Here is a 23,414-nt window from a genome sequence, read left to right on the forward strand (position 1 = left end):
AGGCGCTGGGCGCGCGGGAGCAATCCGGCGCGCCTGCTCTCACACCGTGAGGTGCTTTGCCCGGGCAAAGCCTCGAACCAGCCGGTCAGCGCAACAGGGTTTGTGCCAGCCTCTCATCCTCAGGCCAGAGCGGCCGAGCTCTAGTTTGACTTCTGACTACGCGGGGCCAGCATGACCACCGAGACCACCGCAGCTCCCCGCAAGCGCAAGCCCCGCAATTTCGCCCTTTTGTCGAACTGGGCGGGAGCGGCGTTCCTTACGCCGGCAGGGATCCTGGTGTCGGTGTTCGTGATCGTGCCCTTCTTCTGGGTGATCTTTGTTTCATTCACCAACCGAACGCTCCTGGGGCGCACGGCGCTCAACCCGGAGTTTGTTGGTCTCGGCAACTATCTCACCCTGTTTGATCCGGCGACCTTCTTTCAGCGCGGGCAGTTCGGTTTCTCGCTGATCCTGACGACGCAGTTCGTGCTCGCCTCGGCGCTGCTCGGCCAGGCTTTGCTTGGCCTGCTGCTGGCCTGGCTGATCCAGACCGTGCCGCCCTGGGTCAAGCGCATCACCGAAACCTTCGTCATTGCCGCCTGGATATTGCCCGAGGTTGTCATCGGCTTTGCCTGGTTCGCGTTTCTCGATCGCGACCAGGGCACGCTGAACATGATCCTTGAAGGCGTTGGCCTGCCGCCGGGCGACTTCCTCCTTCAGCAGCCGTTCTGGGTGATCGTTGCCTTCAATACCTGGCGCGGCGCGGCCTTCTCGATGATGCTGTTCAGCTCGGCCTTTTCATCGATCCCGCCCAGCTACTTCCAGGCGGCCGATGTGGCGGGTGCTTCGAGCTGGCAAAAGTTCCGCGATATCGGGCTGCCGCTGATCCGCGGTCATATTGTCACCGATCTCATCCTCATCACCATGTGGACGTTCAATACCTTCACGCCATTTCTGCTCACCAATGGCGGGCCGAGTTATCGGACGGAGCTGGTGTCCATCTACAATTACCGGGTCGCCTTCCAGGACTTCCAGTTCGGCAAGGGTGCGGCCGTCGGCGTGATCATGATGCTGATCAACCTGGCTTTTGCGCTGATCTATCTCAGCATCGGCCGCAAGAAAAAGGTGCGCTGAGCATGGGCCTCACCATTCCCGCCTTTGTCGGTCGCATCGCGTTTTCGGCGTTGGCCGCGCTGATCGGCGTCATCTTCGCGCTGCCGCTACTCTGGTTCCTGTTTGCGCCCTTCAATGCCCGGGCCGAGCTGGGGCTGGCCGTGCCGGCCCCCTGGACACTGTCGAACTTCTTCACGGTGTTCGGCAATTCCTATGCGGTGCAGGCGCTCTGGAACAGTTTCATCCAGGCAGTCGGTGGCGTGATCCTGGTGGGTGCCGCGGCAACGCTTGCCGCTTATGCCCTGAGCCGCTCATCCATCCCGGGCAAGGGCGCTGTCACCTATATTTTGCTCCTGTTCTCCTCGGTGGTGTCGGGATCGGCAGCGATGGTGCCCATCTTCCTCATCATCTCGGCCGCCGGGCTCATGGACACGCATCTGGCTGTCATCCTGACTTTTGCCGGTGGCTTGCTGCCGACCGCGATGTTCATCCTGCGCGACTTCATCGACTCCATCCCCAAGTCCTATGAGGAAAGCGCGATGGTGGCGGGCGCATCCCCCGTGCAGGCCTTTTTCGATGTGGCGCTGCCGGTGATCCGGCCGGGGATTGTGGTCATTGTGGTGTGGAGCTTCGTCAATATCTGGGGCTCGTTTCTGATCCCCTTCATCCTCTTGCGCAGTGACAGCAACATGCCCGCATCGGTCGCGATCTATTCGTTCTATTCGGAGGCCGGCACGCCCATCGTGACGCTGTTGGCGGCCTATTCGCTGATCTACTCGCTGCCGGTGATCGCGCTTTATCTCTTTGTCAGCTGGAGGTTCGGCTTCCGGTTCTTTGGCGGCATCAAGGCTTAGGTTACATGGCATCAGTCCAGTTCAAGAACATCACCAAGCGCTTCGGCGAGTTCAATGCCGTGAGCGATGTCAGCTTCGATATCGGGGATGGCGAGTTCGTCTGCCTGCTCGGGCCGTCCGGCTGCGGTAAAACAACTTCGCTGCGCATGATTGCGGGACTTGAAACCCCGAGCTCCGGCCAGATCCTGATCGGTGGCGAGGAGGTAACGGGCCTCCACCCCAAGGACCGCAACATCGCCATGGTGTTCCAGGACTACGCGCTTTATCCGCATATGAACTTGGCCGACAACATCGCCTATCCACTCAAGGTGCGCGGCGAGTCCGTTGCCAACCGGCACGGGCGCGCCAAGGAAGTGGCCGATGTGCTCAAGATCGGCCAGCTGCTCGACCGGCTGCCGAGCCAGATTTCCGGCGGACAGCAGCAGCGCACTTCGCTCGCGCGGGCGCTGGTGTATCCGGCCAAGGTTTATCTGTTCGACGAGCCGCTTTCCAACCTCGACGCCAAGCTGCGCCTCGAAGCCCGTGGCTTTCTCAATCACCTGCAGCGCGACATGGGCATCACCGCCGTTTACGTGACCCACGACCAGGCCGAGGCCATGGCGCTGGCGACCCGTATCGCGGTGATGGACGCCGGGCGCGTCGTGCAATATGCCCCGCCGATCGAGATCTACCGGCGGCCTGCCACCACTTTCGTGGCCAACTTCGTCGGCAATCCGCCGATGAACCTGATCGAGGTCGAGAGCATGCACGGCGACGGCATGCTGCGCCTCTCGGCCGATGGTCTGACCATCGCGGCCTTGCCGATGAGCGGCGCCATTGGCAAGGCGCTAGCACAGGGGCCCAGGCTCACCCTGGGCATACGCCCCGAACATCTCGGCATTGCAGCTCCCGGCAGCGCCAACACCATCACGGCGCCCTTGTTCGCCAACGAGAATATGGGTCCGGAAAGCCTCGTCACCGTTGATCGCGGGCAAGGGGTGCGTGCCACGGCCCGCATCTTCACCGATGAGCACCTGGACCTCGGTGAGATGGTCACCCTCGGCTTCTCGCTCGAGCATGTGCATTTGTTTGACGGCGCGCAGAACCGTATTCCCGGCTCCGGGGAGGAGCGGGCGTGAGCCAGACCATCACCGCCCGCGTCACCCCGGCCGAGCAGGCTCGGAACCCTTATTTCTACCTGCCCTTCGAAGTCCCAGAGGGAATAACCCGCATCGACGTGACCCTCGCTTACCCCAAGGCCGAGGATTGCGTGATCGATCTCGGCGCCTTTGATCCGCGTGACACCGGCTACCCCACCCAAGAGGGCTTTCGCGGCTGGAGCGGCGGGGCGCGTGAGAGCTTCTTCATCGCCACCGATGATGCGACGCCCGGTTATATCCACGGCGAGATCCAGCCCGGCACCTGGAACATCGTCCTTGGGCTCTACAAGGTTCCGCCCGAAGGTGCGCAGGTCAGCGTCACAATCAGTCTCGATGCTACGCCCCGTAAGCTCGCGCCGCAGCCCGCCCGAACCTTGCCCGTGCGGGAAGGGGCCGGATGGTACAAGGGGGATCTGCATTGCCACACCTTCCATTCCGACGCTCGCGGCGGGCCGGAATTACTCCATGCAGCCGCGCGGCAGGCAGGACTCGATTTCCTGGCGGTCGCCGACCACAACACGATCAGCCAGCGCCGCTATTTTCACCCGCAATCCTCGTCGGACCTCATCTTTGTGCACGCCATGGAGGTGACCACCGCTGTGGGGCACGCCAATGTTTTTGGCGTGGATGAATGGATCGATTTCCGCATGACCGCGCCAGCTGACGCGCATGTGCTGGCTGACCTCGTGCACCGGCGTGGCGGGCTGTTGTCGATCAACCACGACAAGCCCACCATTCCCTGGGACTACGAATTTCCCGCCGCCGATTGCCAGGAAGTGTGGCAATCGACCTGGCTGGCCTGGAACTGGATCGCACTGGAGCGCTACCAGCAGCGGCTCGCCTCCGGCCTCAAGCTGTCGGCTATAGGCGGGTCCGACTTCCACCAGCCGGACCGCCTGCTGCCGGAGGGGCCCCTAGTGCTTGCGCGTCCGACCACGGTGCTTTGGCTGCCCCAACTCAGCGAAGACGCAGTTCTGGCCGCGATGAGGTCGGGCCACGGCTATGTCACTGAAAGCCCGAGCGGCCCGCATCTTGAGATCAGCGCCGGACCGGCCGTGATGGGCGCCACCGCGGCCAGCCTTGCTGCCATCGACGTCCGCGTCAGTGGCGCCGCAGGCGATGAACTGGTGCTGATCGACGCCGCCGGCCCTGTCGCCCGCACCGAGATCACCAGCGACGATTGGCGCACCACTGTCGCACTGTCTGCGCCAAAAAAATTCGTTCGGGCGGAAATCATCGCCGGGGCGAGCCGTGCGGCCCTTGTTGACCAGTTCACCGCCGCGCTCGAGGGCCGCGAACTGCCCTGGCAGCTCAAGGGGGCGGATCTGCTCGATCAACCCATTCGTCGCGCCCTCAGCAATCCAATCTATCTCAGGTCTTGAACACCATGCTTATCGGCAACGCCCCTTGTTCCTGGGGCATCAACTATCCCACGGGCAACCGCTACACGTGGCAGCAATATCTCGATGAAGTGGCAGAGGCTGGCTATGCCGGGACCGAGCTGGGGCCGTTTGGCTTTTTGCCCAAGGACGCCGCCCTGCTCAACGATGAGTTGGCCAAACGCCAGCTGACGCTGATCGGCGCCACCCATGTGCACACTTTTGGCGATGCCACGACTGCTGCGCAGTTCATGTCGACCCTGCGCGAATTGTCGGGCCTGCTTGCCAAGCTTGGCGCGCGGCACCTCGTGATCATGGATGAAAGCAATTGGTATCCTGAAGGGCAGGAGGGTGTGCTTGATGCGCCGGCTTGGCACGGGCTGATTGGCATGGTCCGGGATGCCCAACAGCTGGTCGAGGGTGAGTTCGGCCTCAAGCTCAGCTTTCATCCACATGTCGGCACCGCAGTGGAGCGGGAGGATCAAATCGACCGGCTGCTGCACGACACCGAGATTGACCTTTGCTTCGACACCGGCCATCACGCCTTTTGGGCGCAGGACCCGCTCGCCTATATGGAAAAGGTCTTCCCCCGCATCGCCTATATGCATCTCAAGAACGTCGACCCCGTCGTGCGGGGCTGGATGCTTGCTGGAGAGCTTTCGATCGCGGATTCCTACGGCGCCGGCATCATGTGTCCGCTGCCCGATGGCGTTGTCGATATCGCCGGCGTGATGGCTTTCCTCCAAGCGGGCAATTTCGCCGGACCCGTTGTGGTGGAACAGGATGTTGCCGCTAACGCCGCCGAAACGCCAGTGCAGCTAGCCGCGCGCAATCTTGCGTTTGTGAAAGGAATTGGGGAATGACCACTCCACTCAAGGTCGGGCTGATCGGGTTGGGGGAAGTCGCCCAGCTTATGCACCTGCCGCTCCTCGCCGATGACCAGCGCTTCGCCATCACTGCAATCAGCGATGTTTCGCTGAGCCTGCTCGACTATATTGCCACCCGCTACGGTGTCCCCTCGCGACACAGCACGGCTGACGCGCTGATTGCCGATCCGTCTGTCGATGCCGTATTTATCCTCACGCCCGATCATCTCCATGCCGAGCTGCTGGAAAAATCCATCCGGTCGGGCAAGCATGTCTTTGTGGAAAAGCCGGCCTGCCTGACGCTGGAACAGTTGGAGCCGATCCTGTCGGTGCCGCGCCGCGACGGGCAGATCGTCTTTGTCGGTTACATGCGCCGGTTCTCGCGTCCGTTTCTCGAGCTCAAACGGCGCCGTCCGCCCCTGGCGGCCATCCGGCATGTGCGGGTGCGCGATATCATCCGCGAGGCACCGTTCTTTGTGGGCCAGACCCGCAATGTGTTCCGGCCCAGTGACGTTCCGGCCGAGGTGATCGCGCAAGGTCGGGCCAGCACGCAAGCCATGCTCCGATCGGTTATGGGCGAAGAGTGCCCGCCCGAAACTCTGCGCGCCTATCAGGTGCTGACTGGCCTTTCTTCACACAGCTTTTCCGCCATGCGAGATCTGTTGGGCCCGCCCAAGGGCGTGCGTTATGCCACCCAGCACAACGGCGAGACGGTGATCGCCCTGTTTGACTACGGCCACTTCACCGCGCTTTATGAGGCCGTGATCGATGATGTCTCGCGCTTTGATGCCGGCATTGAAGTGCTGACACGGACCCAGCACTTCAAGCTCAACTACGATACCCCCTATATCCGCAATCTGCCCACCCGGCTGGAGATCACGACCTCCTCGGACACCGAAACAGGCACCGAAATCATCGGCCCCGTTTATGAGGATCCGTTCCGGATCGAGCTCAATGCGTTTCTTGATAGCGTCCGCACCGGCCAGCCGCCGCGGACGGGACTGGAGGATTCGCTCGAAGACCTCAGGCTGTTCCGGGAGGTCGGGCAGCACTTCCGGCGCTAGACGGCGCGGCGGCTTGCCGCCAGCGGCAGCCGCGAGTCGCTGGGTATTTTGGAATGTATGTTCCGCGTTGACAAAGCAGCAGAACCGGGATTTCCTCAACTCAGCCGGATGAATGGGCCACGAAGAGCCCCGGTTGAGGGGGAGTTCCGTTGTGGCGTCCCAGTTCGCAATCAACCACATATTTGTGCCGCAGCCGCGGCTTGGAGACCTTTGGGCCAGTGCCCTGGAGGCGCGGCTCGATGCCTGCCGTTCCCCAGGCGCCTCGCAGTTTCCCATGATGGAGGGGCGGGGCAGTCGAGGGCGTGAACGTCGGAGATTTCAGTTCCCGCCAAGGGACATCCGGAACAAAGGGGCGAGACCGGACGCCTGCTCTGTGGAGGAGACGAGGACATGAACAAGATCGCGCTGGCCGCACTGGCCACGACCATGCTGTCGACCGGCTTTGCCGGTGCTGCCCATGCTGAAACCGTGGGTGTCAGCATGGCGGCCTTTGACGACAATTTCCTGACCGTGCTGCGCAATGGCATGGCTGATTATGCAACGACGCTGGAGGGGGTCGAACTGCAGGTGGAGGACGCCCAGAGCGACGTTTCCAAGCAGATGAGCCAGATCCAGAATTTCATCGCTTCAGGCGTGGACGCCATCATCGTCAATGCGGTGGATACTGATGCGACGGCTCCCATGTCCCAGCTCGCAGTCGATGCCGGCATTCCGCTGGTTTATGTGAACCGGCAGCCGGTAAACCTCGATGCACTGCCCGAGAACCAGGCTTTCGTTGCCTCCAACGAGGTGGATTCGGGGACCCTCGAGACCAAGGAAGTTTGCCGGTTGCTCAAGGAGGCCGGCAAGACGGAGGCCAATGTGGTGGTGATGATGGGCGAGTTGTCCAACCAGGCGGCCCGCCAGCGCACGCAGGATGTGCATGATGTGATTGCCACAGACGAATGCTCGTTCATGACGGTTGTGGAAGAGCAGACTGCCAACTGGTCACGCCAGCAGGGGGCCGATCTCATGACCAACTGGCTTTCGGCCGGCATCCAGTTTGACGCGGTCATCGCAAATAATGACGAGATGGCAATTGGCGCAATCCAGGCCCTCAAGGCCGCGGGTACCGACATGGACGCCATGATCGTGGGCGGGGTGGACGCGACCCAGGATGGTCTGGCCGCCATGGAGGCCGGGGATCTCGATGTCACCGTGTTCCAAAACGCCGCCGGACAGGGCCAGGGGGCGCTCGATGCGGCCCTCGCCTTGGCCCGGGGCGAAGAGGTGGAGCGGGAAGTCTGGATTCCGTTTGAACTCGTGACGCCTGACAATCTGGCCGAGTACCAGAACAAGAACTGATCCTCCTTGGCGCACCGCTTCGGTGCGCCATTAACATCCTTGGTTCGGGATATCATGATGAAACTGAATTCTGTACTTCTGGCGCTGAGCGCGCTGCCTTTGTCTTTGGTGCTACCCGCCCATGCCGAAAATATTGGCGTGTCCATGGCGAGGTTTGATAGCACCTTCTTGACCCTCCTTCGCAACGGCATGGAAGCGCGGGCCGCCGAACTGGGTGACGTCACGCTCCAGGTGGAAGATGCCGTCAATGATCCCAGCACCCAGCTTAACCAGGTTAGCAATTTCATTGCATCGGGGGTTGATGCCATCATCATCGCGGCGGTGGACGCTGAGAGTACGCCGGGCATGAGTGCCCTGGCGGACGCCGCCGGCATCCCCATTGTCTATGCCAACCACCCACCAGCCGACATCGATGCCCTGCCGGAGAAGGGCGCCTTCGTAGGCTCAAATGAGGTGGACTCGGGCACCCTGCAGACCCGCGAAGTGTGCCGGCTCTTGGGGGGCAGCGGCAATGTGCTGATCCTTGTGGGGCCGCTTAATAACCACTCCGCCCTCCAGCGCACTAAGGACCTGCACGACGTCATCGCAACGGACGACTGCAAGGGGATGAGCGTGCTCGAGGAGCAAACCGCCAATTGGGATCGCCTGGAAGCGGCCAATCTGATGACCAACTGGCTATCCTCCTCCATGGAGTTCGATGCGGTTATTGCCAACAATGACGAGATGGCGATCGGCGCGATTCAGGCGCTGAAGTCAGTAGGTCGTGACATGGATGGTGTTGTAGTTGCGGGCGTGGACGCGACGCCAGATGGATTGGCCGCGATGGCGGCGGGTGATCTTGATGTGACCGTGTTCCAGAACGCCCAGGCGCAAGGGGCCGCCTCCGTGGACGCGGCCATTGCCTTGGCACGCGGTGAGGCGACTGAACAGAAAATTTGGGTGCCGTTTGAACTCGTCACGCCCGAAAACATGGCCGAGTACCAGAATAAAAACTAGGCTTAGCTTCCCGTTGGAGGGGAAGCGACCCTGAGCAAGTGAGGCGGGGCGATGGTTAGTCCGCAGACGATGCGCGCCGTTCGCGAGAGCGGGGCGGTGCCCAATTCGCCGTTCCTTCTGGAGATTGCCCATGCCCGCAAGGAGTTCCCGGGCGTGGTGGCGCTGGACGATGTGTCGATGCAACTGCGGCGCGGCACGGTGCATGCGCTGATGGGGGAGAATGGGGCAGGCAAATCAACGCTGATGAAAATCATTGCCGGGATCTACACGCCCGATAGTGGCTCGGTGCGGCTGCGGGGGCAAGAGATCCGGCTCAAGTCCCCGCTCGATGCGCTAGAAAACGGCATTGCCATGATCCATCAGGAACTCAACCTGATGCCCTATATGACGGTGGCCGAAAATATCTGGATCCGGCGCGAGCCGCTCAACCGCTTCGGGCTGGTTGACCATCGCGTACTCAACCGGCGGACGCAGGAGCTGTTTGATCGGCTCCATATCGACATCGACCCAGAAGTGCAGGTTTCGAGTCTCACGGTGGCCAGCCGCCAGATGGTCGAGATCGCCAAGGCAGTCTCCTATGAGAGCGATGTGCTGATCATGGACGAGCCCACTTCGGCCCTGACCGAAACGGAAGTGGCGCATCTGTTTGCGATCATCCGCGACCTGCGCAGCGACGGGAAGGGCATTGTCTACATCACCCACAAGATGAGCGAGCTTTTCGAGATCGCCGATGAGGTCTCGGTGTTCCGGGACGGACGCTATATCGGCACCCATCCTGCGGCAGAGGTCACGCGCGACGAGATCATCCGCATGATGGTGGGCCGCGAGATCACCCAGCTCTTCCCCAAGGAGGAGGTGCCGATCGGGGAGGTGGTGATTTCGGTCAAGGACCTCGCGCTCGAGGGGGTGTTCGCCGACATTTCGTTCGACGTGCATGCCGGGGAAATCCTGGGCATTGCGGGCCTTGTGGGTTCGGGGCGCTCCAATGTCGCCGAAACGATCTTTGGCATCACGCCGGCCACTGCGGGCACGATCGAGGTGCGGGGAGAGCAACTGGACGTCACCTCGCCCACGGTCGCGATCCATCATGGCATGGCGCTGATCACCGAGGATCGCAAGGAGACGGGCTGCCTGCTGATGCTCGACATTCAGGAGAACATGCAGCTGGCAGTGATCCAAGACAGGTTCACCCGCGCAGGCTTTGTGCAGCAGGGGCCGCTCAGCCGCGCCTGCGAGGAGATGAGTGCCAAGTTGCGGATCAAGGCGCCGAGCCTTGAGGAGCGGGTGGAGAATCTGTCGGGCGGCAACCAGCAGAAAGTGCTGATCGGGCGGTGGCTGCTGACCGGACCCAAGATCCTGATCCTCGATGAGCCGACCCGCGGCATCGATGTGGGGGCCAAAGCCGAGATCCATCGGCTCGTGACGCAACTGGCGCGGCAGGGCGTGGCGGTGATCATGATTTCCTCCGAGCTGCCCGAAGTTCTCGGCATGAGCGACCGCATCATGGTGATGCATCAGGGGCGCGTTACGGGGATCCTCGATCGCGCCGAGGCCGATCAGGTCAAGATCATGGACCTCGCTGCACGATGAGTGATTACTGCAACACGGCCGCAGGGAGGGCCTGAGCCATGACCATCACATCCGATACCATGGCCCCGCCGCGCGTCCGCCGGCGCCGCTTGCCAACGGAACTCTCGATCCTGCTGGTTCTTCTGGGCATTGCCCTCACCTTTGAAGCGCTGGGCTGGATATTTATCGGCCAATCCTTCCTGCTCAACCAGCAGCGCCTCACCATCATGATCCTGCAGGTTTCGGTGGTGGGGATCATCGCGGTGGGCGTCACCCAGGTGATTATCACCGGCGGCATCGATCTCAGTTCCGGCTCGGTGGTGGGCATGACGGCGATGATTGCCGCGAGCTTTGCCCAAAGCGCGGATTGGGCGCGGCCGGTTTATCCGGGGCTGGTCAGCCTTCCCGTCGTGGTGCCGATCCTGATCGGGCTGGCGATCGGCACGCTGGCCGGGGTGATCAATGGCTCGCTGATCGCCTTTACCAAGATCCCGCCCTTTATTGCCACGCTTGGTATGATGGTTTCGGCGCGGGGCGTCGCCAAATGGTACACCAAGGGGCAGCCGGTTTCGGGGCTTACGCCAGAGTTCACCTCGATCGGCTTCGGGATCTGGCCGGTGCTGATTTTTTTGGGCGTGGCGCTGATCTTCCACATCGCGCTGCGCTATACGCGCTACGGCAAGTTCACCTATGCCATTGGCGCCAACCCGCAGGCGGCGCGCGTATCCGGCATCAATATCGAGCGCCACCTCATCAAGGTCTATGCCATTGCCGGCATGCTGGCGGGGCTCGCTGGCCTTGTCACCGCGGCCCGGGCGCAAACGGCGCAGTCTGGCATGGGGGTGATGTATGAACTCGATGCCATCGCTGCCGCCGTGATCGGCGGCACGTCGCTGGCGGGCGGGCAGGGGCGGATCACCGGCACGGTGATCGGTACGATTATCCTTGGGACGATGACGTCCGGATTCACCTTTTTGCGCATCGACGCCTACTACCAGGAGATCATCAAGGGCATGATCATCGTTGCGGCCGTGGTGGCCGACCAGTATCGCCAGCGCAAGCGCAAGAAAGTCTAGGATTGGCGCAGCGCGCCAGCTCCACGTCCATCACGATGCCGGCTGGTTTCATCCGGTAGCATCCTGAAATCTCGGCATCGACCGCGGCGCATGGCCGGGTTATGCGCCGAGTAGAGTTGAACCAGCCGCGTCAGGAGCCTGGCGCATATTTTGGAGACTACACATGACGGTTCGTTTCGGCCTTCTGGGTGCTGGCCGCATTGGCAAGGTGCATGCCAAGGCGATCACTGCCAATTCCCAGGCGCAACTGGTGGCGGTGGCCGACGCCTTCCCGCAGGCTGCCGGCGATCTGGCGGGGATTTATGGCGCCGAGATCCGCAGCACTGAGCAGATCCGCGACGCCGCCGATATCGATGCGGTGGTGATCTGCACGCCCACCGACACCCATGCCGATCTGATCGAGCAGTTTGCGCGTGCGGGCAAGGCGATCTTTTGCGAGAAGCCCATCGATCTCGATGTGGCTCGGGTGCGGGCATGCCTTTCCGTGGTGGATGCGGAAGGCGCGACCCTGATGGTGGGCTTCAACCGCAGGTTCGACCCGCACTTCACCGCGGTCAAGGAGGTGATCGACCGGCACGAGATCGGGCAGGTGGAGATGGTCACTATCGTGTCGCGCGATCCCGGGGCGCCGCCGGTCGATTACATCAAGCGCTCTGGCGGCATTTTCCGCGACATGACGATCCATGATTTCGACATGGCGCGGTTCCTGCTGGGCGAAGAGATCGAGAGTGTGACGGCGCAGGCCTCCGTGCTGGTCGATCCGGCTATCGGAGAGGCCGGTGATTTCGACAGCGTTTCGGTGATGCTGCAGACCGCTACGGGCAAGCACGCCACGATCTCCAACTCCCGGCGCGCCACCTATGGCTATGACCAGCGCATCGAGGTGCATGGCTCCAAGGGGTCGGTGGCCGCCGAGAACCAGCGTCCGGTGTCGATCGAGGTCGCCAATGCCTCTGGCTATACCCGCCCGCCGCTGCACGACTTCTTCATGACGCGCTATACTGAAGCCTATGCGCGCGAAATCGAGGCCTTTGTCGATGCGGTGCAAGCCAAGGCGCCCGCATCGCCAAGCGGACTCGATGGGCTGATCGCGCTGGCGCTGGCCGATGCGGCGCTCCGATCCGTGCGGGAGGGCCGCACGGTCAAGCTCACTGAAATTCTGCCCAACAGCTAAGCGCTATTTCAGCAGCCACTCATGGTCGGGCGCATTGTGGAATTTCCAGATGCGCTTGGGCCCGGCCATGACGTTGAGATAATAAAGGTCGTAGCCGGCGGTGGTCGCCACAGGATGGTAGCCGCGCGGCACGAGCGTGACGTCGCCATCCTCGATCACCAGCGCTTCATCAAGGCTGCGATCATCGGTGTAAACCCGCTGCATGGCAAAGCCCTGGGGCGGGTTGAGCCGGTGGAAATAGGTCTCCTCCAGCTGGCTTTCATGAGGGAGATTGTCCGTGTCATGCTTGTGGGGCGGGTAGGACGAGGTGTTGCCCTGAGGGGTGATCACTTCGACCACCAGCAGCGCGTTAGCCGCGCCGTCATCCTCGGGCATGATGTTGTAGACATGCCGGACATTGGCGCCCTTGCCGCGGGTGATGCGGGGATGCCGGCCCGGCTCGATCACCTGGGCGGTGTAGGCGCCGCCGCCGGGGGCCGAGCAGACCGCCAGTTCGAGCGGGGTGGTGGCATCCACCACCCATTCGCTGCCCATCGGCAGGTAAACGGCCCAAGGCGGGCCATCAAAGGGCGACATGCGCTCGCCCAACTCGCCCAGATCGACCCCATCCACCGAAACGCGGGCCTTGCCGCTGACGAAGACGAGGCAGAGTTCGTTGATGCCCGCCTCGCCGCCCGCCACCTGGCCGGACTTGAGCTTGTGGAGGGCGAAACCGACATGGCTCCAGCCCGCCGAAGCGGGGGTTACATCATGCACCAGGCCCGTCTTGGCCATCGGGCGGACGCGTAGACTGCTCTGGCTCATTGCCGGGCTCCTGCTTTGGGAAGGCGTAGAAGTAATTGTAGAGGAAGTAGGCCAAGGCAGCACCGACCAGCACACCCCAGAACGGCTCCTGGTTCCAAAACCATTCCCAGGCGCACCAGATCACCAGAAAGACCGCGACGGCCACGCGGCGCCAGAGGGGCTGGAACCAGGAAATGTCGTTGGATTTAAGCGCCACGCGCGAGCCTCCTGCGGGGGAACTCCCCCCTTTTTCTTACGGGAAAGCCTGCCCGTTGGGAAAGCCTTGTGTTTCCACAGTGTAACCCGCGGCGGTCATGACGCGCATAAGTTCGGCATGACCAATTTGCGCCATCCGCAGTGGCGGGTTTTGGCGCGGGTCCTGCTCGGCTTCGACCACGAACCAGCCTTCATAACCGTAATCAGCCAAGCGCTGCACGATGGCGCCGAAATCGAGCGAGCCATCGCCCGGCACGGTGAAGGCGCCAAGGGCTACGGCATCGAGGAAGGACTGGCGCGAGCGATCAAGCGCCTTGATGACCTCGAGCCGGACATCCTTGACGTGGACATGATTGATGCGGGCGTGGTGGTTGTCGATGGCGCGCAGCACATCGCCGCCGGCAAAGGCCAGATGGCCGGCGTCGAGCAGCAGCGGAATGCCGGGGCCGGAATGGCGCATGAAGGCGTCGAGTTCGGCCTCGGTTTCCACCACCGCGGCCATGTGGTGATGGTAGCTCAGGGGCATGCCCTGATCGGCGCACCACTCGCCAAAGCGGGTGACCCGGGCGGCATAGGCCTTCATCTCATCGTCGGACAGGCGCGGTTTGGTGGCGAGCGGCTTGGAGCGGTCGCCCTGGATGGAGCGCCCGACTTCGCCATAAACAATGCAGGGTGCGCCCACCGCCTTGAAGAGCTCGATCATGGGGGCGATGCGGTCCTGGTTGGCGGCCAGTTCCTCATCCACGAGGGTGCCGGAAAACCATCCGCCGCAGAGCGTGACATCGGCGGCCCGCAGGATGGGCAGCATGGTGGCGGGGTCCTCGGGGAAGCGGCGGCCCTTTTCCATGCCGGTAAAGCCCGCCGAACGCGACTGGCGCAGGCATTCCTCCAGCGACACGTCATCGCTGAGTTCGGCGAGGTCGTCGTTCCACCAGGCGATGGGGGACATGCCAAGCTTGGCTTTCATTTTTCTGCCTTCTTTGCTGCCACGCCTCGTGGTTCGAGGGTCGCTGCGCTCCCGCCTCACCATGAGGGCTACTGGGGCGCTGAGTTGGTACGAGCTTCCGATGGTCCTCGTTGTGGGGGGCGAACTCTTCGCGAGCCTCAAACCACGAGGACGTGGCACCTAGCCGACCTGCTGGGCCTTGAGCGCTGCCACATAGGCTTCGCGAGCGGCGTTGACCTGGGGCCGGCCGCTGACCTCGGGCACGGCGACGTCCCACCAGTGCCCGCCCGCTTCGGTGGCGATCAGCGGATCGGTGTCGATGACGATTACCGTGGTCTGGGTGGAGGTTTCGGTTTCCTGCAGCGCCGCTTCCAACTCGCTGATGGAAGCCACCTTGCGCGAAACGGCCCCCATGGCGGCGGCATGGGCGGCAAAGTCGATACTGGGCAGGGTGGTGTGCTGGGTGTCCTTGAGAAGGTTGTTGAAGTTGGCTCCGCCGGTGGCCATCTGCAGCCGGTTGATACAGCCAAAGCCGGCATTGTCGAGCAGCACGATCGTAAGCTTGGCGCCCAGCATGATGGCACTGACGATCTCGGAATTGAGCATCATATAGCTGCCATCGCCCAGCATGACGACGACGTCATCCTCCGGGCGGGCGAGCTTGACGCCGAGGCCGCCGGCGATTTCGTAGCCCATGGTCGAAAAGCCGTATTCCATGTGGTAGCTGCCGGGGCCTTCGGCTTTCCAAAGCTTGTGCAATTCGCCGGGCAGGCCGCCCGAGGCACAGACCAGGGTGGCGTCGGGGCGGGCCCGCTGGACGGCGCCGATCACCTGGGCGTCGGAGGGCAGTTCGGCATTGGTGGCGGCGGTGACGACGTCGGCTGCGATGAGCCATTCGTCTTTTTCGGCATGGGCCTTGTCGGTCCATTCCGGGTCTGCCTGCCAGCCGGTCAGGGCGGCGTTGAGGGCTTCGAGGCCCGCGCGGGCATCGGCGACGAGGGGCATGGCGGCGTGCTTTTGCGCATCAAAGGGCTGCACATTGAGCCCGATGATCTTGAGATCGGGGTTCTTGAACAGGGCCCAGGAGCCGGTGGTGAAATCCTGCAGCCGCGTGCCGACCGCCAGCACCACATCGGCCTCCTCGGCGAGCTTGTTGGAAGCGGAACTGCCCGTGACGCCGACCGAGCCCATGTTGAGGGGGTGATCGTGGGGGAGGCTCGATTTGCCGGACTGGGTTTCCATTACCGGCACGCCATAGCGTTCGGCAAAGTTGCGCAGAGTGTCGGTGGCCAAGGAATAAAGCGTGCCGCCGCCCGAGATGATCACCGGCTTTTTTGCGTGGAGCAGCGCCGTGGCGGCTTGGGCGAACTCGTCGCCATCGGGCATGATGCGGCGGATGGTCCAGATCTTTTCGGCAAAAAAGCTCTCTGGGTAATCGTAGGCCTCGGCCTGCACATCCTGGCAGAGGCTGAGAGTCACCGGGCCGCATTCGGCCGGATCGGTCAGCACCTGCATGGCGCGGCGCAGGGCGGGAATGATCTGCTCGGGCCGGGTGATGCGGTCGAAATACCGGCTCACCGGGCGGAAGCAATCATTGGCCGAAGTCGTGCCGTCGCCCCAGTTTTCGACCTGCTGCAGCACGGGATCGGGGAGGCGATTGGCAAAGACGTCGCCCGGCAGGAGCAGCAGCGGCAGGCGATTGACATGGGCAAGGGCGGCGGCTGTGACCATGTTGAGCGCGCCTGGTCCGATGGAGCTGGTGACAGCCATGAAGCGGCGGCGAAAGCTCGCCTTGGCAAAGCCAATGGCGGCATGGGCCATGCCCTGCTCGTTCTGGCCGCGATGGGTGGGCAGGTTGTCGCGGACGCCATAGAGCGCCTCGCCGATCCCCGCGACATTGCCGTGCCCGAAAATGGCGAACACACCGCCGAAAATGGGCACGGTTTCCCCGTCGACCACCGTCATCTGCTTGGTCAGGAACCGGGCCACGGCCTGGGCCATGGTTAGTCGAACAGTTTGCTGGCTCATGATCTTTGTCTCGGTTCCTGCGTCTGCAATGTGGTGCCCTTCCGGGTCAACTCGGCAGCCTGATGCTTTCAGCCGGCCACCTCAAGCCGCCGGCTTTCGCCCAGCCGCTCCCATACTTCCACCAGCGCGCCGAAGCGCTGGGCCATGTCGGCGACTGCCTCCTCGTCGCTCATGGTGCCGGCGAGCCATTGTCTGGCGGCGTCGGCGAAGATGGTGCGGCCCACCGCAAAGCCTTTCACCCAGCGCGAATTGCGAGCCGTCGAGAAGCCAGCTTCCAGCACATCGTGCGGCGCTTCAAGGCCCAGCAGCACCACGCCTCGGCAATAAGGGTCGTTGCTTTCGATCACGGTGTCGATGGCAGACCAGGCCGCGGTGCTCTTCTGGGTTTCGAGCTTCCACCAATCAGGCTTGATGCCGGCGGCATAGATCTCGGTCATGGCGCGGCTGATCGTGTCGTCGGCGATGGGGCCTTGCTTGCCGGCAATGATCTCAACCAGAATGTCGCGTCCGACCTTGCGGGCGGCCTCGTAGGCGGTGCGCAGCTTGTCGATCTGGTCACGCTTGAGATCGGCGGCGTCGTCGGGGTGGAAAAAGCAGAGCACCTTGAGGCAGTGGTCGACTGGCCAATCCACGAGGCGCGAGCCAAGGTCCTGGCTGAACTCGAAGCGCAGGGGCCGGGAGCCGGGCAGCTCGACGGGGCGGCCAATCCAGAAGTCGGGCAGGGCGGTTGCGGCGAACAGGGCATCGCGGCCATATTTGTCGTCGAGCAGCATGCCAAAGCCCGGGCGGCCCCCAGCGATTGCGGCAGCGGCCTTGACGGCCAGCGCCTTGAAGGCGGGGATGCGGGCCAGCTTTTGCGGGTCGCCGCCGGCAAGATCCTCGAGCTGGCTGCGGTGATCGATGGCCAGCGCCATGAGGCTGGGGATCTGGCGGCGCCGGGTGGTGGCCCAGTGGATGTGGTTGAGCTCGGCATCCTTGCGCAGGGCGCGTTCGCTACTGCCCTTGGCGAGGAAGTGGTTGAGCTCGGTCCAGCTCGGATATTCGGGCGAGCAGAGGAGGCGCGATACGGCGAAGGCGCCACAGGCATTGGCCCAGGTGGCGCTGGTGGTATGATCCTCGCCGCGCAGCCAGCCGCGGAGCCAGCCGCTCATGAAGGCATCGCCGGCGCCGAGCACATTATAGACTTCGATGGGAAAGCCCTTGCCGACAATGCCGTCTTCGAGGTTATCGGGAATGGGGCCGTCATAAACGATGCAGCCCATGGGGCCGCGCTTGAGCACGATGGTGGCGGAGGAGAGAGCCCGGATGGTGCGCAGGGCTGAGGGTAGATCAGCTTCGCCCGAGGCGATCAGCACTTCTTCCTCGGTGCCCACGATCAGGTCGCAATCGGGCAAGACGCTCTTGTATTTTTCGCTGACAACATCCGAGGCGACATAGCGCGAGAAGCCCGCTTCATGCCCGGCGAGGCCCCAGAGATTGGGGCGATAGTCGATGTCGAAGCCGACCCGGGCGCCATGGGCCTTGGCGAGGCGGATGGCCTTTTTCTGCGCCGCCTCGCTGTGAGGACGGGAGAAATGGGTGCCCGTGACGATCACGGCGCCAGCCGAAGCGATGAAGCTTTCGTCAATATCGTCCTCGGACAGCGCCATGTCGGCGCAATCGGTACGATAAAAGATCATGGGGGAGACGCCCTCGGCTTCCACCGACAGCAGCACCAGGGCGGTAAGGCGCTCGGGATCGGTATGAACGCTGGCGGTCTGCACGCCTTCGCGTTCGAGCTGTTCGCGGATGAAGCGCCCCATCTGCTCGTTGCCGACGCGGGTGATCAGCGCCGATTTAAGCCCCAGCCGCGCGGTGCCGACGGCGATATTGGCGGGGCAGCCGCCGACGGATTTAGCGAAGCTGCCAATGTCTTCGAGGCGGGTGCCGATCTGCTGGCCATAGAGGTCAACCGAGGCGCGTCCGATGGTGATGACGTCGAGGGGTTTATCCCCGGTGCTGGGGTTTGAACTCCTCACAGCGATCCTCCCATTCGGCTTTGCCGATTTGCAGTCATGCAGCGTGCTGCCTGACCTTTTGAAACATGGGTTCTGCGCTGCGTCAACATGGAACTGCCGTTCCAATTGAGAGGGCTGGAGCCTCCATGCGGATGCCCAAAATCGCGGTCGTCAGGCGCGGCGGCGCTGTTCGGCGATGCTGACGGTCAGGGCCATGGCGAAGGCCATGCTCGCGGAAAGGGAGCGGAACCCCGCATGGTCGGCTTCCACCACCTCAAACCATTCGCGCGAGCATTCTGCGAGGGGCGAAAAGGCAGAGTCGGTGAGGGAAACGACGGGGATATCTCGCGCCGCGAGGGTGCGGGCCTGGGCGGCGCTTTCGGGCGCGTAGGGCGAAAAACTCACCGCAAAAGCGGCGTCGCGGGGGGTGGCCATGGCGAGCAGGTCATCATCCATGCCATTGGCGGTGCCCACGAGTTGGCAGCGCACGCGCAGTTTGCCGAAGGCATAGGCCATGTAGCTGCTGATTGGGTAGGAGCGGCGCTTGGCGATGAGGTAGATGGTGTCGGCCCTGGCCAGCAGCGTTACGGCGCGCTCAAAGCTGTCCGGATCGACAGCGGCGCCGATGGCATCAATGGAGCGGTGTGCCGCCGCCAAAAAGCCGTTGAAGATATTGGTGCTCTCCGCCCGCGCCGTCCCGTCCTGCTCGAGGGTGCGCAGGCGCTCCTCATAGGATGAGGTGCGTTCGCGCAGGCGGGCGCGAAAGAGCTGTTGCAGGCCGGAAAAGCCGTCAAAGCCGAAATGCTGGGCGAAGCGCACCAAGGTCGAGGGTTGGACATCGGCCGAGAGGGCGATGCTGGCGGCGGTACCGAAGGCGATCTCGTCGGGATTGTCGAGGGCATAGGCGGCCACCTGGGTCAGCCGCTTGGGCAGCTCGTTCTTGCGCTCGAGAATGGTGGCGCGCAGGGCATCGTAGTCGGCAGGGGTGAGGGGCTTGGCAGCGGCGTCAGTCATCGGCGAAATCCCGGTTCCCCTCCCATAATCCTCAAAGCCCCGGACGGCGCAAGGCGCGAGCCCTATTCCCGATCACCCCAAGCTCGATTATTCATTTTAGCACGAGGGAGGACGTGATGGATAATTCGATGGGTGTGGGCCTGATCGGCACCGGCTATATGGGCAAATGCCATGCGCTGGCATGGACCGGCGTCAAGGCGGTGTTCGGCGACGGGCCGCGGCCGCGCCTGGTGCATCTGGCAGAGGTGGATGCGGGATTGGCGGCGCGCCGGGCCGAGGAGTTCGGGTTCGAGCGCTCAACCGGGGATTGGCGCGTACTCGTGACCGACCCCGATGTCGAGGTGGTGTCGATCACCACGCCCAATGCGTTTCACGCGGAGATGGCGGTGGCGGCGCTCGAAGCGGGCAAGCATGTGTGGTGCGAGAAGCCGATGGCGGTGACGCTGGCGGATGCCGAGCGGATGACCTCGGCGGCGCGAGCCTCGGGCAAAACAGCGGTGCTGGGCTACAACTATATCCAAAATCCGATGATCCGGCAGATCGGCGCCATCCTCGCCGAGGGCACGATTGGCACGGTCAATCATGTCAGGCTGGAGATGGACGAGGATTTCATGGCTGATCCCGAGGCACCGTTCTACTGGAAGAACGAGCTGGCGGCGGGCTATGGCGCGATCGACGACTTCGGGGTGCATCCGCTCAGCCTCTTGCAGGTGCTGTTCGGCCTGCCCAGCCGGGTGTTTGCCAATCTCAGCAAGCCCTATCCTGATCGGCCCAGCCGCGAGGGCGGGCGGCGCAGTGTCGAGAACTGGGATGTCAGCAGTATCCTGTTTGAACTCGGGCCCGAGATCAGCGGCCTCATGGCGCTGAGCCGCACGGCGTGGGGGCGCAAGGGGCGGATCGCGCTGCAGATCTTTGGCAGCAAGGGCAGCATTGCCTATGACCAGGAGCGGCTCAACGAGTTGCAGCTTTATGTGACGAGCGACAAGCCAAGCGAGCAGGGGTTCCGCACCATCCTGTCAGGTCCGCGGCATCCGCCTTATGACCGCTTCGTGCCGGCGGCGGGGCATACATTGGGGTTCAACGATCTCAAGATCATCGAATGCCACGAATTGCTGCGGGCGATTGCCGGCGAGCCGGCGCGGGTGATCGATTTCGAGAGTGGGCTGCAGATCGAACGGGCGGTGCATGCGATGGGTCAGTCGCATCGCGAGCAGCGCTGGGTGGAGGTCGATTAGAGACGGGGCCGGTCAGAGGGCGGAGCACTCGCGTTCCACGATTTCGGCGAGGACGCTGCGGTGGCCGCCAACGCGGCGGAGGAGCCGCAAGGATGGCGCTGGATTCCAGCGGCCGACGATGGGCTGAGGGGGAAGAGGGTCAGCGCTCTGGCCGAAAATCGGTCGGAGCGCAAGGTCGGGATAGTTGAACGCAGTTAGGGCCCAGGGCTTGGTCGCCCCGGGTCGAAGCGTTAGTCAGTCGCCACTTAGTCGTCGGTGTTGAGCGACAGCGATGCGGGAGCGAAAGTCGAAGAGGTGCGGGCCGCTGGTGCGCTGGCGCCTACATCGAGATTGGTGCCAACAGCGTTGGTGCTGCCGAGTGGGCTAAGCGTATAGCGATCAACGAGCACGACATAGTGGCTGCCATCAGGGTTGACGGCCTGCACGCGGATGGCGTCGCCCCACTGCTCGACGCTGGTGGCGTCGATGTCGCGGTGCGCCAGAACCGAGGTGATCTCGTTGATGGTGCGGCCGTTGATTTCGCGGGTCTCAACCAGGCTTTCAGCGGCCATTGTGACGGGTGCTGTAGCGAGGAGAGCGAGGGCGACGAGGCTGATTTTCAGTGACATGGAAGAATCCTTTCGTTTGAATTTCCGTGTGACTGATAGCTAGGTCGACCATGGTCCCCGAATAAGACGTGGAATGTAGAAGCTTTGTTTCTCTACAGAGACAATCAGCTGGTGGGAGCCAGGAGCTCCAGTCACGCTGCCGCGTTCGCCTGATCGGCCAATCGCTCGCAGGTGGCGAGCCGCTCGGGTACTGCGCCGGCGAGGTAATCCAGCAAGACCCTTACAGCCGGAACAAGACCTTTGCGTGACGAAAAAACGGCATGAACGATGCCATCCGGCGTGTACCAGCCGGGAAGCAAATGCACCAATTCGCCGCGGGCAAAGGCGGGGGCCGCGGCATATTCAGGCAAGACAGTGACGCCTAGGCCGGCAATGGCGCTGGTGCGCAGAACAACAAAGCTGCTGCACATCAAGCGCGGTCGACTGCGGATCTGGCGGGTTTCGCCATCGGGCCCGGTTAAAAGCCAGTCTACCTCCTCGTGGACGTTGAGAGAGGATAAGGTGGGCAGCTGCGACAGGGTATCGATAGTGATGGGGTGACGCACCGCTTCTACCAAGGCGGGGCTGGCGACAAGGACGCCCCGGGCCTGCCCAAGACGGCGCACGATCAAGTTCGGGTCAGAATCCAGGCTCGAACGGGCCCGAATGGCGACATCGACGCCGTCCTCGACCAGATCGGCAGCCCGGTCGATGACCTTGACCTGCACGCGAACCCGCGAATAGCGGGCGAGGAATTCGGGGAGGAGATCGTTGATCAGTTCATCGAGCAGGGCCTGGGGACAGCTGAGACGGACGATGCCGTTGGGCTCGGTCTGAGCTTGCGCGGCGACGGCCTGGGCGCCTTCGGCACCGGCCAACATGGTTTCCGCCTGCTCAAAGACGGCGCGGCCGACTTCGGTGAGCCGTAAGTGGCGCGTGGTGCGCTCCAGCAGGCGTACGCCGAGCTGGGCTTCGAGCTGGGCTACGCGCTTGCTCAACGTTGCCTTGGGCGTGCCCGTAGCTCGGCCGGCAGCGGTGAAGCCGCCATGGGTGGCAACGGAGTGGAAGAAGTAGAGATCGTTCAGATCGAGCATTGTATGCATGTGTCCATCTCGCCGAGACGCTCCGAACCGCCTTGCCGAGGGCCCGGCAACCGGGCAGCTCGCGCAGCCAGGTGGAGGCAGGTTTGGCCGCGAGGGCGCAGTGTGTCACGGTTTGGGTGCCACGTGGATTTCTTCTGCGCAACAATTGTTGCCAATATGCTGTTAGCCGCGGTGACAGCGGCCGGACCCCGGCGGGTTGATTGCCAAGCGCCGGCGATTGGCGTTATGGCCTTAGGGATGCAGCGAGCCAACGCCGCAGGGAGGAATGCGAGTGAGCGTAGCCTTTACCAAGGAAGACAGTGCGCAAACGGCGGCGGAAACCATGCTGCCGGATCGCCCGATCCCGGCGGCACCCAATCTGGTGACCGAAGCGGGATTGACGGCGCTGCAGGCGCAACTGGAGGCGGCGCGCGCCGCCTATGAAGCTGCCATGGCGATCGAGGACACCGATGAAAAGCGGCGCGAAGGGGCGGGCCCCTTGCGCGACCTGCGCTATTTCACCGAACGGGTGCGCACTGCGCAGGTGATGCCCGAGCCGGCGGGCACCGACAGGGTGCTATTTGGCAGCACAGTGACCTTTCGGCGCGATGACGGGCGGGTGCAGACTTATCGCATCGTGGGGGAAGACGAGGCCGACCCGAGGGCCGGCTCCATCTCCTACGCTTCGCCGATCGCCGCGGCGCTGATGGGCAAGGCCGTAGGCGATGCGGCTAACCTGGGCGCGCAAGAACTCGAGATCGTGGACATCGCATAAGCCGGCAAGCTGCAGCTGAAGCCGCACCGGCCTTGGGCCGTGCGGGTATGGAGCAGGCGGCGCCGCAGCGGTGCTGCGACATGGGGCGAAGTTCGCCTCGGTGCCGGTCGTCCGGCAAAAGGGTAGAAGGTGAAGCAAGCTTCGCCCCATGCTCTATCGGAGACTCTTCGGTGAGGACCGTCCGTGGCTAGACCCGTG

At 63.2% G+C, this 23,414-nt stretch carries 21 protein-coding genes; 13 read left to right on the top strand and 8 right to left on the bottom strand.

Features of this window, described 5'->3' with window-relative positions:
* Positions 1-171: 171 nt before the first annotated feature.
* The 11 genes from AC3YMN_RS05145 (at position 172) to iolG (ending at position 12,553) form a co-directional block, all read left to right on the top strand.
* Positions 172-1,113, top strand: coding sequence for a carbohydrate ABC transporter permease (locus AC3YMN_RS05145; protein WP_489889159.1), 942 nt, complete (start codon positions 172-174; stop codon positions 1,111-1,113).
* Positions 1,114-1,115: 2 nt separating this feature from the next.
* A complete protein-coding gene (locus AC3YMN_RS05150; protein WP_127753341.1) occupies positions 1,116-1,946 on the top strand; it encodes a carbohydrate ABC transporter permease in 831 nt (276 codons plus the stop codon).
* Positions 1,947-1,951: 5 nt separating this feature from the next.
* Positions 1,952-3,064, top strand: a complete 1,113-nt coding sequence (locus AC3YMN_RS05155) for an ABC transporter ATP-binding protein (RefSeq protein ID WP_489889160.1) — start codon at positions 1,952-1,954, stop codon at positions 3,062-3,064.
* Positions 3,061-4,467 (top strand): CehA/McbA family metallohydrolase, encoded by a 1,407-nt coding sequence (locus AC3YMN_RS05160; protein ID WP_489889161.1) that lies wholly within the window; start codon positions 3,061-3,063, stop codon positions 4,465-4,467. The genes AC3YMN_RS05155 and AC3YMN_RS05160 overlap by 4 nt, the downstream gene beginning before the upstream one ends.
* 5 nt (positions 4,468-4,472) lie before the next feature.
* On the top strand, positions 4,473-5,327 hold the full coding sequence (locus AC3YMN_RS05165) for a sugar phosphate isomerase/epimerase family protein (RefSeq protein WP_489889162.1): 855 nt from the start codon (positions 4,473-4,475) through the stop codon (positions 5,325-5,327).
* On the top strand, positions 5,324-6,394 hold the full coding sequence (locus AC3YMN_RS05170) for a Gfo/Idh/MocA family protein (RefSeq protein WP_489889163.1): 1,071 nt from the start codon (positions 5,324-5,326) through the stop codon (positions 6,392-6,394). The genes AC3YMN_RS05165 and AC3YMN_RS05170 overlap by 4 nt, the downstream gene beginning before the upstream one ends.
* A gap of 426 nt (positions 6,395-6,820) precedes the next feature.
* On the top strand, positions 6,821-7,738 hold the full coding sequence (locus AC3YMN_RS05175) for a sugar ABC transporter substrate-binding protein (protein WP_489889206.1): 918 nt from the start codon (positions 6,821-6,823) through the stop codon (positions 7,736-7,738).
* A 57-nt stretch (positions 7,739-7,795) separates the two neighbouring features.
* Positions 7,796-8,734 (top strand): sugar ABC transporter substrate-binding protein, encoded by a 939-nt coding sequence (locus AC3YMN_RS05180; protein WP_489889207.1) that lies wholly within the window; start codon positions 7,796-7,798, stop codon positions 8,732-8,734.
* A 51-nt stretch (positions 8,735-8,785) separates the two neighbouring features.
* Positions 8,786-10,324 (top strand): sugar ABC transporter ATP-binding protein, encoded by a 1,539-nt coding sequence (locus AC3YMN_RS05185; protein WP_489889164.1) that lies wholly within the window; start codon positions 8,786-8,788, stop codon positions 10,322-10,324.
* Positions 10,325-10,362: 38 nt separating this feature from the next.
* Complete coding sequence (locus AC3YMN_RS05190; protein ID WP_172123484.1) at positions 10,363-11,379, top strand: ABC transporter permease; 1,017 nt, start codon at positions 10,363-10,365, stop codon at positions 11,377-11,379.
* A 163-nt stretch (positions 11,380-11,542) separates the two neighbouring features.
* Positions 11,543-12,553, top strand: a complete 1,011-nt coding sequence (gene iolG, locus AC3YMN_RS05195) for an inositol 2-dehydrogenase (RefSeq protein WP_489889165.1) — start codon at positions 11,543-11,545, stop codon at positions 12,551-12,553.
* Between the two features lie 3 nt (positions 12,554-12,556).
* Here iolG and iolB read toward each other — a convergent pair whose 3' ends face one another.
* The 6 genes from iolB to AC3YMN_RS05225 form a co-directional block, all read right to left on the bottom strand.
* On the bottom strand, positions 12,557-13,357 hold the full coding sequence (iolB, locus tag AC3YMN_RS05200; RefSeq protein WP_489889166.1) for a 5-deoxy-glucuronate isomerase: 801 nt from the start codon (positions 13,355-13,357) through the stop codon (positions 12,557-12,559).
* Entirely contained in the window at positions 13,302-13,553 is a 252-nt protein-coding gene (locus AC3YMN_RS05205) for a hypothetical protein (RefSeq protein WP_172123481.1), read from the bottom strand. The genes iolB and AC3YMN_RS05205 overlap by 56 nt, the downstream gene beginning before the upstream one ends.
* 36 nt (positions 13,554-13,589) lie before the next feature.
* Entirely contained in the window at positions 13,590-14,519 is a 930-nt protein-coding gene (gene iolE, locus AC3YMN_RS05210; protein ID WP_489889167.1) for a myo-inosose-2 dehydratase, read from the bottom strand.
* A 159-nt stretch (positions 14,520-14,678) separates the two neighbouring features.
* Positions 14,679-16,526: a 3D-(3,5/4)-trihydroxycyclohexane-1,2-dione acylhydrolase (decyclizing) gene (gene iolD / locus AC3YMN_RS05215; RefSeq protein ID WP_489889168.1), complete on the bottom strand. Its 1,848-nt coding sequence runs from the start codon at positions 16,524-16,526 to the stop codon at positions 14,679-14,681.
* 68 nt (positions 16,527-16,594) lie between these two features.
* A complete protein-coding gene (locus tag AC3YMN_RS05220) occupies positions 16,595-18,544 on the bottom strand; it encodes a bifunctional 5-dehydro-2-deoxygluconokinase/5-dehydro-2-deoxyphosphogluconate aldolase (protein ID WP_489889169.1) in 1,950 nt (649 codons plus the stop codon).
* Positions 18,545-18,694: 150 nt separating this feature from the next.
* On the bottom strand, positions 18,695-19,537 hold the full coding sequence (locus AC3YMN_RS05225) for a MurR/RpiR family transcriptional regulator (RefSeq protein WP_489889170.1): 843 nt from the start codon (positions 19,535-19,537) through the stop codon (positions 18,695-18,697).
* A 116-nt stretch (positions 19,538-19,653) separates the two neighbouring features.
* Between AC3YMN_RS05225 and AC3YMN_RS05230 the strand changes: the two genes are divergently transcribed.
* A complete protein-coding gene (locus tag AC3YMN_RS05230) occupies positions 19,654-20,772 on the top strand; it encodes a Gfo/Idh/MocA family protein (protein ID WP_489889171.1) in 1,119 nt (372 codons plus the stop codon).
* A gap of 245 nt (positions 20,773-21,017) precedes the next feature.
* Here the strand turns inward: AC3YMN_RS05230 and AC3YMN_RS05235 are convergent, their stop codons facing one another.
* Together AC3YMN_RS05235 and AC3YMN_RS05240 are read right to left on the bottom strand one after the other, a co-directional pair.
* The gene (locus tag AC3YMN_RS05235; RefSeq protein WP_127753327.1) at positions 21,018-21,380 is read right to left on the bottom strand and encodes a hypothetical protein; all 363 of its coding nucleotides are present in this window, start codon (positions 21,378-21,380) and stop codon (positions 21,018-21,020) included.
* A 131-nt stretch (positions 21,381-21,511) separates the two neighbouring features.
* The gene (locus AC3YMN_RS05240) at positions 21,512-22,453 is read right to left on the bottom strand and encodes a LysR family transcriptional regulator (RefSeq protein ID WP_489889172.1); all 942 of its coding nucleotides are present in this window, start codon (positions 22,451-22,453) and stop codon (positions 21,512-21,514) included.
* A 280-nt stretch (positions 22,454-22,733) separates the two neighbouring features.
* Between AC3YMN_RS05240 and greA the strand changes: the two genes are divergently transcribed.
* Positions 22,734-23,216, top strand: a complete 483-nt coding sequence (greA, locus tag AC3YMN_RS05245) for a transcription elongation factor GreA (RefSeq protein ID WP_489889173.1) — start codon at positions 22,734-22,736, stop codon at positions 23,214-23,216.
* Positions 23,217-23,414: the final 198 nt, after the last annotated feature.

It is taken from the genome of Devosia sp. Z11_6 (genome assembly GCF_058133665.1).

Bases quoted from the DNA above. Each gene is read 5' to 3' on its own strand.
- AC3YMN_RS05145 (WP_489889159.1), top strand. From the start codon at position 172: ATGACCACCGAGACCACCGCAGCTCCCCGCAAGCGCAAGCCCCGCAAT.
- AC3YMN_RS05150 (WP_127753341.1), top strand. From the start codon at position 1,116: ATGGGCCTCACCATTCCCGCCTTTGTCGGTCGCATCGCGTTTTCGGCG.
- AC3YMN_RS05155 (WP_489889160.1), top strand. From the start codon at position 1,952: ATGGCATCAGTCCAGTTCAAGAACATCACCAAGCGCTTCGGCGAGTTC.
- AC3YMN_RS05165 (WP_489889162.1), top strand. From the start codon at position 4,473: ATGCTTATCGGCAACGCCCCTTGTTCCTGGGGCATCAACTATCCCACG.
- AC3YMN_RS05170 (WP_489889163.1), top strand. From the start codon at position 5,324: ATGACCACTCCACTCAAGGTCGGGCTGATCGGGTTGGGGGAAGTCGCC.
- AC3YMN_RS05175 (WP_489889206.1), top strand. From the start codon at position 6,821: ATGCTGTCGACCGGCTTTGCCGGTGCTGCCCATGCTGAAACCGTGGGT.
- AC3YMN_RS05180 (WP_489889207.1), top strand. From the start codon at position 7,796: ATGAAACTGAATTCTGTACTTCTGGCGCTGAGCGCGCTGCCTTTGTCT.
- AC3YMN_RS05185 (WP_489889164.1), top strand. From the start codon at position 8,786: ATGGTTAGTCCGCAGACGATGCGCGCCGTTCGCGAGAGCGGGGCGGTG.
- AC3YMN_RS05190 (WP_172123484.1), top strand. From the start codon at position 10,363: ATGACCATCACATCCGATACCATGGCCCCGCCGCGCGTCCGCCGGCGC.
- iolG (WP_489889165.1), top strand. From the start codon at position 11,543: ATGACGGTTCGTTTCGGCCTTCTGGGTGCTGGCCGCATTGGCAAGGTG.
- iolB (WP_489889166.1), bottom strand. From the start codon at position 13,357: ATGAGCCAGAGCAGTCTACGCGTCCGCCCGATGGCCAAGACGGGCCTG.
- iolE (WP_489889167.1), bottom strand. From the start codon at position 14,519: ATGAAAGCCAAGCTTGGCATGTCCCCCATCGCCTGGTGGAACGACGAC.
- iolD (WP_489889168.1), bottom strand. From the start codon at position 16,526: ATGAGCCAGCAAACTGTTCGACTAACCATGGCCCAGGCCGTGGCCCGG.
- AC3YMN_RS05225 (WP_489889170.1), bottom strand. From the start codon at position 19,537: ATGACTGACGCCGCTGCCAAGCCCCTCACCCCTGCCGACTACGATGCC.
- AC3YMN_RS05230 (WP_489889171.1), top strand. From the start codon at position 19,654: ATGGATAATTCGATGGGTGTGGGCCTGATCGGCACCGGCTATATGGGC.
- AC3YMN_RS05235 (WP_127753327.1), bottom strand. From the start codon at position 21,380: ATGTCACTGAAAATCAGCCTCGTCGCCCTCGCTCTCCTCGCTACAGCA.
- AC3YMN_RS05240 (WP_489889172.1), bottom strand. From the start codon at position 22,453: ATGCTCGATCTGAACGATCTCTACTTCTTCCACTCCGTTGCCACCCAT.